A 16057-nucleotide genomic window follows, 5' to 3' on the forward strand; every position below is an offset into this window, starting at 1 on the left:
CCTCTTTGTGTTATTGCCGGGCAGGCTCTATACTTGCCCGCGTTGCGTTCCAAATAACCTTAGTAATTACAGGAGAATCAAATGGTTCTGGTCACTCGTCAAGCGCCGGATTTTACTGCAGCCGCTGTGCTGGGTAATGGTGAGATCGTTGAGAAATTCAATTTCAAACAGCACACCAACGGTAAACCTACCGTTCTGTTCTTCTGGCCGATGGACTTCACCTTCGTGTGCCCGTCTGAGCTGATCGCGTTCGACAAACGTTACGAAGAATTCCAGAAACGCGGCGTGGAAGTGGTTGGCGTTTCCTTCGACTCCGAGTTCGTTCACAACGCATGGCGTAACACCCCGGTAGACCAGGGCGGTATCGGCCCGGTTAAATACGCGATGGTTGCTGACATCAAACGTGAAATCCAGAAAGCTTACGGTATCGAGCATCCGGACGAAGGCGTAGCGCTGCGCGGCTCTTTCCTGATCGACGCTAACGGCGTGGTACGCCACCAGGTGGTTAACGACCTGCCGCTGGGCCGTAACATCGACGAAATGCTGCGTATGGTTGACGCGCTGCAGTTCCACGAAGAGCACGGCGAAGTCTGCCCGGCGCAGTGGGAAAAAGGAAAAGAAGGTATGGCTGCTTCTCCGGAAGGCGTAGCAAAATACCTGACCGAAAACGTCTCCAGCCTGTAATCGGCAGGCGTTTTAATAAAAGGCTCGCTCAGGCGGGCCTTTTTTGTTAGCGGTGTCAAAATTTAAGAAAATGCCCCGCCGATATTTGTGACCAGAGATACACTTCTGCCGAAAAAATTCGCCCTACCTCTCACTTTTTCTCTGTCAAATTTCAGCGTCAAAATACAAAGCCTTCATAACCCACTGAAAAATACATAAATTATTTATATCGTTTTCTGCCGGTACTTTGCCGTCGATGTGATCCCCATCAATATTTAAAACCCCGGATGTGATCTCATCCATCATTTTCATCAATGTATTTAGTCATGATTTTACTCAGGAACAGGAATACGTTCAGGAGCTGAGGATGGAAATTATTTTTGACCCGTCGTTAATCGCCCTTAAGCAGAATATTTCCCGTGCGGAAGAGGCCATCGAACTGGCGGGTTTATTACTCGCCAGGCGTCAGATTTGCAGCGCCGAATATGTCAACGAGATGCTGACGGTATATGAAGATTTCGGCGCCGCTATCGTCTTAGACGACGGGTTTGCCATGCCGCACGCCCGGCCGGAAAAAGGGGCATTGCAGACCGGATTTTCGCTTGTCACCACCGCCACCCCAATCTCCTTCGGCCACGATGAGTTCGATCCGGTTACCGTGATCATCGCTATCGCCGGCGCGGACGCTGACAGTCATATCAAAATGATCCAACTGATAGCCTCGCTGATCGAGTCAGATATTGTGACCTTCCTTCAGCAGGAAAATGACGTGAATTCAGTCTTACATTTCATCCAAAAACAAATGGAGTAGTCATTATGTTAGTTATCAGAACGGTTTGTGGTAACGGTATTGGCAGTTCATTGATGGCTGCGAATAATGTCAAAAAGATCTGTGAAGAATTAGGTATCAAAGCAGACGTCGCCTCGGTCGATTTTGCTAACGCCATCGGCGAAAAAGCCGATCTTTACATCACGATCAAAGAACTGGCAAATCAATTTCCAGCCCTCTGTCATGTCGCCATCATTCGCAGCTATGTCCATAAAGCGAAAATCGCCGAGGATATTACCGACGCGCTGACCAAAATTGCGGCGAATCACTCTTAATTAACATAGAGGGAACGACCATGCAGGCTATTCTTAGTTTCTTAGCGGAAATATTCAGTCAACCTGCTTTTTTAATGGGGCTGATTGCTTTTGTCGGTTTAGTGGCGCTGCGCTCCCCCGGTAACAAACTCCTTACCGGCACATTAAAACCGATTCTAGGCTATTTAATGTTGAGCGCTGGCGCAGGCGTTATCGTTGCCAATCTCAACCCGCTGGGCGGTATTATCGAGGCCGGGTTTAATATCCGCGGCGTTATTCCAAACAATGAAGCCATTGTCTCCGTCGCCCAGAAGATGCTGGGCGTGGAAACCATGAGTATTTTGCTGTTAGGCTTTATTTTCAACCTGATTATCGCCCGCTGTACCAAGTATAAATATATCTTTCTGACCGGCCATCACTCGTTCTTCCTCGCCTGCCTGTTTTCCGCTGTCCTGCAGGCGGCGGAGTTCCATGGCTGGATGTTGATCCTGATCGGCGGATTCCTGCTGGGGTCATGGTCGGCCATCTCCCCCGCGATTGGTCAGCGTTACACCAAGCAGGTCACGGAAGACGGTGGGATCGCCATGGGTCATTTCGGCTCCCTCGGCTACTACCTCTCGGCATGGATCGCCAGCCGGACCGGCAATCCGGCAAATTCCTTCGCGGATACCGAAATTTCAGAAAAGTGGGGCTTTCTGCGCGATACCACCGTCACCACCGGTATCGTGATGTTTGTTATCTACTTTATCTGCAGCGCTGTCGCCGGGTCGGCATACCTGAGCACCATCACCGACCAAAACATGCTGATCTTCTCGGTGCTGACCGGCCTGCAGTTCGCCGTTGGCGTGGCCATTGTGTACAACGGTGTGCGGCTGATCCTCGGCGATCTGGTGCCGGCATTCCAGGGCATCAGCCAGAAGCTGATCCCGGACTCCATCCCGGCCGTTGACTGCGCGGTATTCTTCACCTTTAGCCCCACCGCCGTGGTGGTGGGATTCATCAGTTCCTTCGTGGGCGGGCTGGTCGGGATGCTCTTGCTCGGCGGGCTGGGCATGGCGCTGATTATTCCCGGCATGGTGCCGCACTTCTTCTGCGGCGGCACGTCCGGCGTCTTCGCCGACAAGCTGGGCGGCAAGCGCGGATGTATCATCGCCTCCTTTATCGGGGGGATCTTCCTCGCCTTCCTGCCGGCGATGCTGCTGCCGGCGCTCGGCAACCTCGGGTTTGAAAACAGCACCTTCGCCGATTTCGACTTCGCGGTATGGGGCATCATTATCGGTAACGCCTTCACCCAGTTTGGCCAGGTCACTATCTACCTGATTTGTCTGGTGCTGCTCGTCGCGCTGCTGGCGCCTTTCTGTTTCCGTCACGTACGGGTGGTTGGCGATACGCTCAGCTATGAGGAGCTCACGGCGAAGCAGAAAAATGAATAAGCGACGTCATTTTTCCCGGCGGGGAGGTCAGGCTTCCCGCCGCTGACCAATAATCAGGAGTGGTTATGGCTATTTTGTCCATTGGATTTGCTTGTTTCGATCAGTTTTTCTTTCTCAATGAATGGCCTCAGGAGAATACCAAAAACTTTTGTCATGATTTTATAGAAAGCGGCGGCGGCCCAGCGGCCAATGCGGCATGGCTGCTGGGATTATGGGGTGAGGAAGTCTATTACATTGGTCATCTGCATCAGGACCTTTACGGTCAGCGCATTATCGATGAGTTTGCCGAAGCGGGCGTGGATACCAGCCAGGTGGTTTTTTCCGATGACATGATCACTCCGCTGGCCTCGGTGCTGGTCAATCGCTTAACGGGTTCGCGGACGATTATTACCCGCAAGATGCAAACGCCACCTTCCCTGACCTACGATCAAAAGCTCAAACTGGACGACCTCGCCGAGCGGCTGATTGCCAGCGAGGAGCCGGTCACCATTTTAATTGACGGCCATGAGGCAGAAATCAGTGAATATTTAATCAAGAAACTGCCCCACGCCAAAGTCGTGATGGACGGGGGTTCACTGCGTGCCAGCAATATTAAACTGGCGGCCTGGACTGACTATTTTGTCGTAAGCGAACATTTTGCCCGCGATTATATGAGCTATCGTTCACTGAGCACCGAAGCAGACATTAAAGCGGCCCTGATTGAACTGAATAAAATTTGCCGCGGCGAGGCGTTTATCACCCTTGGCGAAAAAGGCTGCGCCTTCTTAAAGAGCGGTATGCTGCAGATCGTCCCGTCCTGGCTGTGCAATGCCGTTGATACCACCGGCGCCGGGGATGTTTTTCACGGTGCCTTTACCTATGGCGTCCATTATTCGTGGCATATAGATAATATTATTTTATTTGCCAGCCTGACCGCCGCTATTTCTATTGAGAAAAAAGGGGTACGGGAATCGATGCCGGATCTGGCGGTCGTCCACCACTCGCTAAATAGCTACGAGAGAAACTTAAAGCAATATTTTGAAGAATAACTGCGTTTAATACATATCAAGAGGTGAATATGTTAGTGTCGATGAAGGACATGCTTCAGCATGCCCTAAAGAACGGTTACGCCGTCGGTCAGTTCAACATTAATAATCTGGAATGGGTCGGCGCCGTATTAAGCACCGCCCAGCAGTGCCGCTCACCGGTTATTTTGGGCGTGTCCGGCGGCACGGTTAAGCATATGCTCGGGCTAAAATGTATTCATGATATTGTGGTTAATGCCATAGATTATTTACATATTGATATTCCGGTGGCTCTGCATCTGGATCACGGCACTACCCAGGAGGCCTGCGAAGCCGCGATCGCTGCCGGCTTCAGTTCCATTATGTTTGATGGTTCACATCTGCCGTTCAGGGAAAACCTGACCATCACCCGCCACCTGGTGGCGCTGGCGCACAGCAAGGGCATCTCCGTGGAAGCCGAACTGGGGACCATCGCCGGCAGTGAAGATGGTATCGTTAACTCCGAGGTCATTTACGCCGATCCTGAAGAGTGCTACACCCTGGTGACAGAAACGCAGGTGGATTGCCTCGCCGCCGCGCTGGGTTCCACCCATGGTCTGTATAAAGGTAAAGCCCGACTGGGATTTACTGAGATGAAAGCCATAGCCGAGCGCGTGAAGGTCCCGCTGGTGCTGCATGGCGGCACCGGTATTGCCGATGAGGATATGCGCCGGGCGATTGCCTGCGGCACCGCCAAGATTAACGTCAATACCGAAAACATGTACGCCTGGTGCCAGCAGGTGAAAGCGATCTTTGCCGCCGATACCGGGCACGATGTGAACGATCCGCGGAAAGTCATCACCCAGGGGCTGCAGCCGGTACGCGAGATGATTGCCCGCCGCATGGCGCTTTTTGGCTCACAGCAGCGCTATTGACGCCGGGCCTGCGGCTGAAACCTCCGCCCCGAAGCTGCCGGGGCGGAGGCGTCAAGGTATCAGAAGGCAAAGCAGGAGCAGCCCAGCACGCCCCAGAAAGCTTGCTCATCGGAGACCGGAATCGACGACTTGCGCGCAATATCATGTTGGTGGCCGTGAACGCCGCAGCTGCCGCAGCACTGGTGCATCTGCACCATGGCGCCGATTTTAGCCGCCGCCGGCGGAGCGGAACGGTAATGGCCCGGGACCTTCACCACCGGTGACCACTCCGGTAGCACCGGAATGGGCGGCGGCGCCAGCGGCGAAAAGTGACCGGCAGCGTACACCACTTTACCATCAACCACCGTTAGCACGGACTCAATGCCTTTGATCTCCTCCTCCGCGACGCCGAAGTAGTCTTTCGACAGCACCACCAGATCGGCAAGCTGACCGGCGGCCAGACGGCCTTTCTTGCCCTGCTCGCTGGAGAACCAGGCGCTGCCCGCCGTCCACAGCTCCAGCGCGACATCGCGCGGCAGGCGGTTGTCGTCGTCATACATCGCCATCCCGCCAACGGTGCGCCCGGAGACCAGCCAGTACAGCGCAGTCCACGGGTTATAGCTGGCGACGCGGGTGGCATCGGTGCCCAGCCCCACCGGCACGTCCAGTTCCAGCATTTTCGCTACCGGCGGGGTATGTTTCACCGCCTCTTTACCGTAGCGATCGACAAAATATTCGCCCTGGAAGGCCATCCGGTGCTGCACCGCAATACCGCCCCCCAGCGCCTTCACCCGCTCAATGTTACGCTCGGTAATGGTCTCGGCATGATCGAAGAACCAGTGCAGACCATTAAACGGGATATCGCGGTTCACCTTCTCAAACACGTCCAGCATCCGGCTGATGGACTCGTCGTAGGTGGCATGCAGGCGGAACGGCCAGCGATGTTCCACCAGATGGCGCACTACCCGCTCCAGCTCATCCTCCATGCCTTGCGGCAGATCCGGCCGCGGCTGCAGGAAATCTTCAAAATCCGCCGCCGAGAACACCAGCATCTCGCCGGCGCCGTTGGCGCGATAGAAGTCGGTCCCCTGCCCCGGCTTCAGCATATCGGTCCAGCGTTCGAAATCCTCCAGCTCCTGCTTCGGCCGCTGGGTAAACAGGTTGTAGGCGATGCGCACGGTCATCTGATCTTTCGCGTGCAGCTGTTCGATAATTTCGTAATCTTCCGGATAGTTCTGGAAGCCGCCCCCGGCGTCGATGGCGCTGGTCAGCCCCAGTCGGTTCAGCTCGCGCATAAACTGACGGGTAGAGTTCACCTGCAGATCCAGCGGCAGCTTCGGCCCTTTGGCCAGCGTGGCGTAAAGGATCATGGCGTTCGGTTTGGCGATCAGCATCCCGGTCGGGTTGCCGCGGCTATCGCGGACGATCTCTCCGCCCACCGGATCCGGCGTCTCTTTGGTATACCCCACGGCTTTCAGCGCCGCGCGGTTCAGCAGCGCGCGATCGTAGAGATGCAGCACAAACACCGGCGTATCGGGCGCCGCGTCGTTCAGCTCTTCCAGGGTCGGCATCCGCCGCTCAGCGAACTGAAATTCGCTCCAGCCGCCGACCACCCGCACCCACTGCGGAGAGGGTGTGCGATCCGCCTGATCCTTAAGCATTCGCAGGGCATCGGCCAGCGAGGGAACGCCCTCCCAGCGGAGCTCAAGGTTGTAGTTCAACCCGCCACGGATCAGGTGCAGGTGAGAATCGTTGAGGCCCGGGATCACCGTATGTCCTTTGAGATCGACGATTTGCGTCCCCTCGGCGGCAAAGCTCATGATCCGATCGTGGCTTCCGGTAGCAACAATTTTTCCGTCGGCGATGGCCACGGCTTCCGCCAGGGGATTCGCGCGATCGAGGGTATGAATCTGACCGTGGGTCAGAATCAGTGTGGCAGTTTGCGACATAACGCACTCCTTGAGGAGGCTGACTCAGTTTTTCTTTAACCAGCCAGCAAACAGGCGGGTCACGATGGGCATCCAGAACCAGACCACCAGCGCAACCACGCAGGCATCATTGATCAGGTGCAGCAGCAGGCTCCCTTTGAGCGACGGCAACAGCATACCGGTGACCGCAGGCACCAGGTTGGTGCTGGGAAAAATCACCAGCAGGGTGATCAGAAACTGTTTCCAGCGCCGCGGCTGGCGCACGTTCGCCGTCGGCGGGGTAAACCAGAAGGCCGGCTCGGTCCGCACCTCCGTCCGATCGCCTTCCGTCAGCAGCGGCGCAATCTCTGCCACCAGCTGCCGACGGGTTTCCGACTGCGTCCAGGCGTAGAGGTGCTCCAGGGTATCGAAGCGGATTATGACGCTCCACAGATTCTGCCCTGCGGCGGGCCGGATCACATTCGCGCCGAGATGGCCGGGAAACTCGGCCGCAATGGGCATAATTTTACCGAGCCACTCCTCGTAGCGCTGGCCGTGTTGCGGATCGAGCAGATGGCTGATGACCAGGGTCACCGATTTTTGCTGCGCCATAGAGAGTTCCTTGCTTCAGGGGAATGGCGGGATTGTTCCCGCCATTAGCCACAGATGACCATACACAACATCATTCATGCTACGTCGAGGCGGCAAGCCGGCACGTCCCCCTGAGCGGAGATAAGTCAGCGACCGGGGACGGGTAAACGCAGCCGAAGATCAGGCAGCCTGAAGGATGAAGTGATTTACGCTTTACGCTCCGGTGCGCCATGCACCATGGTATAAGCGTAATCCACGCCCATCCCGTAGGCGCCGCTGTGTTCGCGTACGAGGTCCATCACCGCATCGTAGGTCGCTTTGCGCGACCAGTCGCGCTGGTACTCCAGCAGCACCTGTTGCCAGGTCACCGGCACCGCCCCCGCCTGCACCATCCGATCAATAGACCGCTCATGGGCGTCGACAGAGGTGCCGCCGGAGGTATCCGTCACCACATAGACCTCGTAGCCCGCCTCCAGCGCCATCAACGCCGGGAAGGTCAGGCAGACTTCGGTCCACAGGGCGGAAATCACCAGCTTTTTACGGCCGGTCGCTTTCACCGCCGCCACAAACGCGTCGTCTTCCCAGGAGTTCATTGAGGTACGTTCAATCGGCTTGACGTCAGGATGCACAGCCAATAATTCCGGCCAGATATAACCGCTGAAGCTTGTGGTCTCTACGGAGGTATAAATCACCGGCACATTAAAAATTTTGCCCGCTTTCGCCAGCGCCACGGTGTTATTTTTCAGGGTCTGGCGATCGATATTCGCCACGCCAAATGACATCTGCGGCTGGTGGTCAATAAAGATAAGTGCGGAATTAGTGGGATCGAGCAGTTCACGAATAGACATTAAATACCTTCTTAATCAATTAGTTAAAAAGATGACATGATGGTTAATGCGTCGTGTGGATCCTGACTGATAAAGCATGGTGAGTATAGCCAGTTATTTCTAACAAGTTATTAAAGTTTTTTTGTGGTTTATTTTTTTGCCCGTAGCAAGGATTTGCTCGCATCCGCATTAATCAAATTTTTACGCCAAACTGTTCTGATTTATTCACTGGCATTGATTATTGTGCTTAGGTACAACAAGGGAAAATAAATTAATGGATAGCTCCCCCATGCGTGTGAATTTTGATGTACTTATGATCCTTGATGCCCTGGACAGACACGGGTCCTTCGCCACCGCCGCGGAGTCGCTGTATAAAACCCCCGCCGCCCTGAGCTATATGATCCAGAAGCTGGAGAGCGATCTGGATATTGTGCTGTTGGATCGCTCTGGCCACCGGGCGAAGTTTACCGATACCGGTAGGCTGATGCTGGAGAAGGGACGGCAGCTGTTGAGCGCCGCCAGAGATCTGGAAAAGCAGGCGCAGCAGCTGAGCGCGGGCTGGGAGCGAGAGCTGGCGATCGCTCTCGATGCTTCGTTTCCCTTTTCTGCCCTGCTACCGCTGATCGCCGAATTTTATGCGCAAAATCCGCAGACGCGCCTGAACTTCAGTCATCACACCCTCGCCGGTTCGTGGGAAGAGCTGACCCACCATGGCGCGGATATTATCCTCGGCGCCATCAATGAACCCCCGACCTCTGCAGAGTGGTCATGGCAAACCCTCGGCGCGCTGGATAACATTTTCGTGGTTGCCCCCGCCCACCCGCTGGCTCAGGCGAAGGAGCCACTGACCAATAAACAGCTCAGCCAACATCGGGCCATCGTGATCCGCGACAGCGCCCGTTATTGCCATCCGCTAAACAGCAATCTCCTCGACGAGCAGCCGCAAATCGGCGTCGATGATTTCGCCAGTAAAGTCGAACTGCTGTGCGCCGGGTTGGGCTGCGGCTTTCTACCGCGCCATATCGCTCGCCCGTGGCTGGAAAACGGCAGTCTGGTGGAGAAAAGCGTCGCCTGCTGGCGGGAAAAAGATATCACCTACATGGCCTGGCGCAGCGGGAATGACGGGCTGGCTCAGCGCTGGTGGCGGGAGGCGCTCCTCCGCGGCGACCTGCTGAGCCAGCTCTACCGTTAACGGCCGGACCAGACGCTGGCGGAGATGGCCGGAAGGGTCAGCACCCCGTCCTGAAAGGCGCCGGCGCCTTCCAGCAGCGTCCACCCGGCCACGTTCAGCAGCGGCGAATCCTCGATAACCACCTCGCAGGCTTCCCCGCGGTTAATCGCCACCAGCACGCGCTGCTGTTTATAGACCCGGACAAACACCACCACGTTATCCTCGGCGTAAATCACCTGACAGCCGCCGTAGCGCAGCGCCTGCTGGGCCTTACGCAGTTTCGCCATCCGCTGATACAGCGCCAGCAGTTGGGTATCCTGCAGCGCCGGATCCCACGGGAACGGTTTGCGGCAGAACGGATCGTTGTTGCCATCCACGCCCACCTCGTCGCCGTAGTAGATACACGGTACGCCCGGCCAGCTAAACAGCCACACCACCGCCAGCGGCAGGCGCGCTACGTCTTTACCAAGGAGAGATTTAAAGCGCGCCGTATCATGGCTGTCGAGCTGGTTGAACATCCGCAGCTGCTGCTGATGCGACAGCCCGGCGCGATAATTATCCATCCACGCCATACAGGTCTGGGCGTCTATCTTCTGCGGATCGTAAGAGATATCGGTATTGGCGAGGAATCCCCAGATCGGGAAGGTAAAGCCGCGATAGTTCATCGCCGCATCTTCGGCATCCGCCTGCAGCCATTGTCGCGCATCGCCAAAATGTTCGCCAAAGACAAAGGCTTCCGGCTGCGTTTGTTTTGCCGCCTGAGTGATGCCGGCGATATGCTGCAGGTTATTCCGCGCCCCGCCGCCTTCGCCCAGCATATGCACCACGTCCAGACGCCAGCCGTCCATGCTCCACGGCGCTTTCAGCCAGTGGCGTACGATACTGTCCTCGCCGGCATAGATCTCGTTGACCAGGCTGGTCGACCGATAGTCGAGCTTCGGCAGACTGGCATAGCCCAGCCAGTTGTGCGCCTGCCCCTCCTCTGAGAAGGTAAACCAGTCGCGCCACGGAGAATCCGGGTAATGGCCGGCGCCGCCGCTGCCCTGCTGGTGTCGGTCGAACCAGGGATGGGAATCGCCGGTATGGTTGAACACCCCGTCGAGGATCATGCGCATCCCCGCCCGCTGGGTGTTGTGGCGCAGCCGGAGCAGCGCCGCGTCGCCGCCAAACTGCGGATCGACGCGCCGATAATCCTCGGTATCGTATTTATGCACGCTGGGGGCGGCGAAAACCGGGTTCAGATAGAGGGCGGTGACGCCGAGCTGCTTCAGGTAGGGAAGTTTTTCGCTGATGCCGTCGAGATCGCCGCCGTAGAACGTCGACCCGCCCGCTTCACCGGTTAGCGGTTCGTCCCACGCCTTGCGCACAATCTCCCGTCCCGCCGCGTGATGGTAATAGACCGCATCCTGGTCGGCGTCACGCGCGGCGCTGCGGGCAAAGCGATCGGGGAAAATCTGATAGAACACCTGATCGGCCACCCACTGCGGGCCGGCGTCCGGCAGGTCAATGGCAAACTGTTCCAGCCTGGCCGGCGGGAAACGGGTGAAACCTTGTGGCGTAAACCAGCGCTGATGGTCGGCCCACAGCAGCTTAAAGCTGTAGCGGCGGCGCGGCTGGCCGCTGGCGAGAGAGATTTCACCGCGCCATGCCACCACGCCTGGCTGCGGCGCCTGACGGAGCCGCTGCATCGGCAGCGACAGCTCTTCGTTATCCTCTTCCGCGCGCAGCGTGATCCGCTGCGGCAGCGACTCACCGCTTAACCACAGGGTAATAAACAGTCGGTCCTGTTGCACCTTGATAAAGGGTGCAACCGGAAGGTGCCATGCCTTCAACATCGTGAATCCTCATTGTGCAGAATGGGCACACCTTGCCATAGCCGTCAGGCGCAGAACTCATCATCACAGGATTTTTTGGGGGAGGATAACGGGGGAGGACGCGGGACTGCAAGCCGCCCCGGTCGCGTGATGCTGACCGGGGCGGTGCATTTACTGTGCCTGCGCCAGGCGGCGATCGCGACGGGTCTTAAAGACCCAGCCCAGCAGCAGCAGGCCGATCCACGCCATACCGACATACAGCGAGATACGGGTATCCGGATGATAGCCGATCAGGGCGATAATAAAGGCCAGGAACACCAGGCCGACTACCGTGGTCACCACTCCGCCGGGCACTTTGAATTTCAGCGCCTTGACCTCTTCGGGCGACAGACGGCGGCGGAAGGCAATCTGTGACAACAGGATCATAATCCACACCCACACCGTGGCGAAGGTGGCCAGGGAGGCGATCACCAGGAAGACGTTTTCCGGCATGATGTAATTGAGATACACCGCAAACAACAGCGCAATAGTCATCACTATCACCGTCACCCACGGAATACCGCGGCGCGACGTTTTAGCGAACACCTTCGGCGCGCTGCCCTGCTCAGCCATACCGTGCAGCATACGGCCCACGCCGAAAACGTCGGAGTTAATCGCCGACAGGGAGGCTGTCAGGACCACGAAGTTAAGAATACTGGCCGCGAAGGTAATGCCCAGATGCTGGAAGGTCAGGACAAAGGGGCTGCCGTCGGTTCCCACCTGATTCCACGGATAGATGGACATAATGACGAACAGTGTGCCGACGTAGAACACCAGAATACGCATCGGCACCGAGTTGATCGCGCGCGGAATGGATTTCTCCGGGTCTTTCGCCTCACCGGCGGTAATACCGATGATTTCGATGCCGCCGTAGGCGAACATCACCATCTGCAGCGACATCACCATCCCCAGCCAGCCGTTGCTGAAGAAGCCGCCGTTGCTCCACAGGTTATGAATGCCGGTCGGCTGGCCGCCGTTGCCGATCCCCCAGATAATAATGCCGAACCCGGCGAGGATCATGATGATAATGGTGGCCACTTTGAAGAACGAGAACCAGAACTCCAGCTCACCAAACACCTTGACGCTCATCAGGTTGACGGCGCAGATGATCAGTACCACGCTGAGCACCCAGATCCAGTGCGGTACCGTCGGGAACCAGACGCCCATGTAGATACCGAAGGCGGTGACGTCGGCGATGGCGACGATCAGGATTTCGAAGCAGTAGGTCCAGCCGGTGATATAGCCCGCCAGTCCGCCGAGGTTTTCCTGGGCATAGCGGGAAAATGAGCTGGCGGCAGGGTTATGCACCGACATCTCACCGAGCGCCCGCATAATGATATATGCCGCGACGCCACCGATAATGTAGGCCAACAGCACGCTGGGTCCGGCCATCTTAATGGCGTCGGCTGAGCCGTAAAAAAGCCCGGTGCCGATGGCGGAACCCAGGGCCATAAAGCGGATATGCCGGGTGCTTAGCCCGCGCTTAAGCTTGTTACTACTTTCCATCGTGGTTTTTCAATGCCGTTTAACACAAAAAATAAAAAACCACGGAACCCGAAGTCCCGTGGTTAAACGCTTTTCCTTAACGCCTGTTAATGGGCGCTGGAAGTCACCTGACGTCCGGCTGCGCGATCCCAGATCACCGCGAGGAACACCATCACGGCGGTGGGCATCAGCCAGGCCAGGCCCTGCTCCGCCAGCGGCAGACGCGCGGTCCAGGCCGGCAGAATCGCGGCAAACGCCGATGACTTAATCCCGTCAATGATACCAAACATCAGACTGATAAACATGGCCGGCGCGATAACGCGGGACGAATTATGCCACCAACTGCGGGTAAAGCTTAATACAACCAGTGCGATACACGGCGGATAGATAGCGGTCAGCACCGGAATTGACACCTGAATCAGATGGCTCAGCCCCAGATTGGAGACCGCCATCGAGAACAGGCCAAGGATAAAGACCAGCGTGCGATAGGAGAACGGCAGATACTGGGCAAAGAACTCGGCGCAGGCGCAGGTCAGGCCCACCGCCGTCACCAGACAAGCGATGAAGATCAGCGCCGCCAGCAGGAAGCTGCCCGCCCCGCCGAAGGTGTGCTGCACGTAGGAGTGCAGAATGGCCGCGCCGTTGGCGGACTGGTCCACGAGAGTGGCGCTGTCAGAACCCAGACGGAACAACGCCAGGTACAGCAGCGTCAGGCCAACGCCTGCCATCAGGCCAGCCCAGACGGTGTAGCGGGTCAACAGACGCGCTTCGCTGACGCCGCGGGAGCGTGCCGCATTGACAATCACGATCCCGAACACCATCGCGCCGAGGGTATCCATGGTCAGGTAGCCGTTGACGAAGCCATTGGAGAATGGCGCCGTACGATACGCTTCCAGCGCGTCGCTGATCGGGCCCGCTGGCCAGATGATGGCCGCGACCGCCAGCACAATCAGGGCGATAATTTTCAGCGGCGCAAGGAAGTTACCCACGGTGTCCAGCAGTTTGCCCGGATAGAGGGAGACCAGAATCACCAGCGCGAAATAGATAACGCTGTAGATCAGCAGCGGCAGCGGGCCGTCGCCGGTCAGCGGCGCAATACCGACCTCAAAGGAGACGGTCGCGGTGCGCGGGGTCGCGAACAGCGGTCCCACCGCGAGATAACACACCACCGCCAGCAGGATACCCGCCACTTTACCAATCGGGGTGCTCAGGCTTTCAACGCCGCCGCCGACTTTCGCCAGCGCCACCACCGTCAGCACCGGCAGACCCACCGCAGTGATCAGGAAGCCGATCGCCGCTGTCCAGACGTGCTCGCCCGCCTGTAAGCCAACCATCGGAGGGAAAATTATGTTGCCTGCGCCAACAAACAACGCGAAGGTCATAAAGCCCAACGCTATGATGTCGCGAGATTTTAACTGATGGGTCATAAATTCATTACTGCCTGTGGATGTGGTGTTGTAAAAAATGGAAAAATACCGCGCTCCCCTCTCAGGGACGATACAGCGGCCATTGCCGGTAAACTCAGCGAGATATGCTCCCGAAGCGGCGTGGGAAAGAATTGTTTTTGGTATTACCACGCAAAAGCAGTCTGTCATCGACTGCGCAGGCGCAATTTAAACGCTTATAACGTTTTAAAGCAAGGCACGATCGCAAAAGCAGATGATTATGCTGGTTATCAGTTTCACACCAGAATCATTTACCATATTGATGGAAAACCCGTGGCTTATCATGCGAACAAAAAAGCAGCACGCGTTCATTAAATAGGCGAGGAAAAAAGGGATGCCAACGAAAATGACCAGCCGGGGCTGGTCATTGGCAAGATAAGCTGACAGCACGCCGATCAGGCGTCGTTTCTGGCAATTAATCGTTCCGGGAGCAGGAAGCTAAAACGGGTTCCCTTGCCCACCGTGCTGTCGATCTCCAGCCGGCTGTCATGATGGTTGACCGCGTGTTTGACGATCGCCAGTCCCAGGCCGCTGCCCCCCGTTTGCCGGGAGCGAGCTTTATCCACCCGATAAAAACGCTCGGTCAAACGGGGAATATGCTCTGGCGCAATGCCTGGCCCATTATCCTCGACGCTGAACAGCGCCCCCTGCGGGGTCCGCTGCCAGCTGACGCGAATTTCGGTCCCCGGCGGGGTGTGGTTCACCGCGTTATAGACCAGATTGGAAATGGCGCTGCGCAGTTGCTCCTCATTACCCAGCACCTTGAGCTGCTCGTCAACGGTGAAGATCAGCGTCTGTTTCTCCTGGCTGAGAGTTTGCGCCTCGCGCTCCACCACCCGCAGCATCATCGGCACGTCGATGCGGTCATTCATCGCCAGCGCCGGCGCGGCTTCAATGCGCGACAGCGTCAGCAACTGCTTCACCAGCCCTTCCATACGCTGAGTTTGCTCTCGCATGGTGTGCAGGGCTTTTTCCCGCGTCGCCCCCTCCAGTACCTGCTCCTGCATCATCTCCAGATAGCCCTGCAGCACCGTCAGCGGGGTGCGCAGTTCATGGCTGACGTTGGCGAAAAAGTTCCGCCGCGCCCCTTCCAGCTGATGCATCTGCGTCACGTCGCGCGCCACCATCAGCCACTGCTTGTCGGTGTAAGGCATCACGCGAATTTCCAGATGGCGAGCGTTATTCAGCACCAGGTTGAGTGGCTTAGAAAAATCACGCTGTTTCAGATAGTTGGCGAACTCGGGATAACGCAGGAGGTTGAGAATATTTTGGCCACTGTCGTCCGGCCAGCGCAGGTTTAAAATCTGCTGCGCCAGGCCATTACACCAGAAAATGGCCCCCTCTTCCGTGGTCAGTACAACCGCATCCGGCAGCGATTCCGCCCCGCTGCGAAAGCGTTTAATCAGGCTTCCCAGCTCGCGTCGACGCTTTTTATTACGCATCTGCATCTGATGCAGACCATACAGCAGCGGCTCCCAGCTGCCGCGTCCAGGCGGAGGAGTCATGCTCCGATCCACCCACAACCACCACGACAGGCGCATCAAATTCCAGAAATGCCAGATCAGCAAACCGGTCACTGCCGCCAGTAAAAACCACGGCAGATGACCCACAAACGCCCCCAGAATCAGGGCCGGAATACACGCTAAAAAGAGCTCCAGCGCCAGCCTTTTCCATGACAGCCGTTCCAGCACGGGTCACACTC

At 57.0% G+C, this 16057-nt stretch carries 16 protein-coding genes; 8 read left to right on the top strand and 8 right to left on the bottom strand.

Translation table 11 applies throughout. The features are described from left to right. Nucleotides 1-81: 81 nt before the first annotated feature. Nucleotides 82-684 (top strand): peroxiredoxin, encoded by a 603-nt coding sequence (locus tag R0140_RS21470; RefSeq protein WP_004178733.1) that lies wholly within the window; start codon nt 82-84, stop codon nt 682-684. A 144-nt stretch (nt 685-828) separates the two neighbouring features. Here R0140_RS21470 and R0140_RS21475 read toward each other — a convergent pair whose 3' ends face one another. Beyond that, nucleotides 829-975: a hypothetical protein gene (locus R0140_RS21475; protein WP_012542702.1), complete on the bottom strand. Its 147-nt coding sequence runs from the start codon at nt 973-975 to the stop codon at nt 829-831. Nucleotides 976-1030: 55 nt separating this feature from the next. Here R0140_RS21475 and R0140_RS21480 point away from each other — a divergent pair, with 55 nt between their 5' ends. The 5 genes from R0140_RS21480 (at nt 1031) to fba (ending at nt 5097) form a co-directional block, all read left to right on the top strand. After that, nucleotides 1031-1474 (top strand): PTS sugar transporter subunit IIA, encoded by a 444-nt coding sequence (locus R0140_RS21480; RefSeq protein WP_117122339.1) that lies wholly within the window; start codon nt 1031-1033, stop codon nt 1472-1474. 5 nt (nt 1475-1479) lie between these two features. Further along, entirely contained in the window at nt 1480-1767 is a 288-nt protein-coding gene (locus R0140_RS21485) for a PTS sugar transporter subunit IIB (RefSeq protein WP_317703892.1), read from the top strand. 20 nt (nt 1768-1787) lie between these two features. Then, nucleotides 1788-3179, top strand: a complete 1392-nt coding sequence (locus R0140_RS21490) for a PTS ascorbate transporter subunit IIC (protein ID WP_012968840.1) — start codon at nt 1788-1790, stop codon at nt 3177-3179. A 65-nt stretch (nt 3180-3244) separates the two neighbouring features. After that, entirely contained in the window at nt 3245-4207 is a 963-nt protein-coding gene (locus tag R0140_RS21495) for a carbohydrate kinase family protein (RefSeq protein WP_008805365.1), read from the top strand. 35 nt (nt 4208-4242) lie between these two features. Further along, nucleotides 4243-5097 carry a class II fructose-1,6-bisphosphate aldolase gene (fba, locus tag R0140_RS21500; RefSeq protein ID WP_162493339.1) on the top strand — a complete coding sequence of 285 codons (855 nt, stop codon included), beginning with the start codon at nt 4243-4245 and terminating at the stop codon, nt 5095-5097. Nucleotides 5098-5156: 59 nt separating this feature from the next. Here fba and R0140_RS21505 read toward each other — a convergent pair whose 3' ends face one another. The 3 genes from R0140_RS21505 to R0140_RS21515 all read right to left on the bottom strand — a co-directional run bounded on the left by R0140_RS21505 (nt 5157) and on the right by R0140_RS21515 (nt 8422). Beyond that, on the bottom strand, nt 5157-7025 hold the full coding sequence (locus tag R0140_RS21505) for an amidohydrolase (RefSeq protein ID WP_117122338.1): 1869 nt from the start codon (nt 7023-7025) through the stop codon (nt 5157-5159). A 24-nt stretch (nt 7026-7049) separates the two neighbouring features. After that, complete coding sequence (locus R0140_RS21510; protein WP_008805362.1) at nt 7050-7595, bottom strand: antibiotic biosynthesis monooxygenase; 546 nt, start codon at nt 7593-7595, stop codon at nt 7050-7052. A gap of 185 nt (nt 7596-7780) precedes the next feature. Beyond that, nucleotides 7781-8422, bottom strand: a complete 642-nt coding sequence (locus tag R0140_RS21515) for a hydrolase (protein WP_012542707.1) — start codon at nt 8420-8422, stop codon at nt 7781-7783. A 268-nt stretch (nt 8423-8690) separates the two neighbouring features. Here R0140_RS21515 and R0140_RS21520 point away from each other — a divergent pair, with 268 nt between their 5' ends. After that, nucleotides 8691-9593: a LysR substrate-binding domain-containing protein gene (locus R0140_RS21520; protein WP_038422170.1), complete on the top strand. Its 903-nt coding sequence runs from the start codon at nt 8691-8693 to the stop codon at nt 9591-9593. Here the strand turns inward: R0140_RS21520 and malZ are convergent. From malZ to brnQ, 3 genes are all read right to left on the bottom strand, one after another. After that, nucleotides 9590-11407: a maltodextrin glucosidase gene (malZ, locus tag R0140_RS21525; RefSeq protein ID WP_008805359.1), complete on the bottom strand. Its 1818-nt coding sequence runs from the start codon at nt 11405-11407 to the stop codon at nt 9590-9592. The two genes, R0140_RS21520 and malZ, sit on opposite strands and share 4 nt — an antisense overlap. Before the next feature lie 150 nt (nt 11408-11557). Further along, nucleotides 11558-12931, bottom strand: coding sequence for a proline-specific permease ProY (gene proY / locus R0140_RS21530; RefSeq protein WP_023297118.1), 1374 nt, complete (start codon nt 12929-12931; stop codon nt 11558-11560). Between the two features lie 86 nt (nt 12932-13017). Beyond that, entirely contained in the window at nt 13018-14337 is a 1320-nt protein-coding gene (gene brnQ, locus R0140_RS21535; RefSeq protein WP_008805357.1) for a branched-chain amino acid transporter carrier protein BrnQ, read from the bottom strand. On the opposite strand from brnQ, the gene R0140_RS21540 reads away from it, so the two are divergent. Next, a complete protein-coding gene (locus R0140_RS21540; protein WP_153242733.1) occupies nt 14329-14670 on the top strand; it encodes a hypothetical protein in 342 nt (113 codons plus the stop codon). The genes brnQ and R0140_RS21540 overlap by 9 nt on opposite strands. An 80-nt stretch (nt 14671-14750) precedes the next feature. Here the strand turns inward: R0140_RS21540 and phoR are convergent, their stop codons facing one another. Next, nucleotides 14751-16046 (bottom strand): phosphate regulon sensor histidine kinase PhoR, encoded by a 1296-nt coding sequence (gene phoR / locus R0140_RS21545; protein WP_012968845.1) that lies wholly within the window; start codon nt 16044-16046, stop codon nt 14751-14753. Between the last annotated feature and the right edge of the window lie 11 nt (nt 16047-16057).

This window comes from Klebsiella sp. w6, from assembly GCF_033100215.1.
GTDB lineage: Bacteria > Pseudomonadota > Gammaproteobacteria > Enterobacterales > Enterobacteriaceae > Klebsiella > Klebsiella variicola.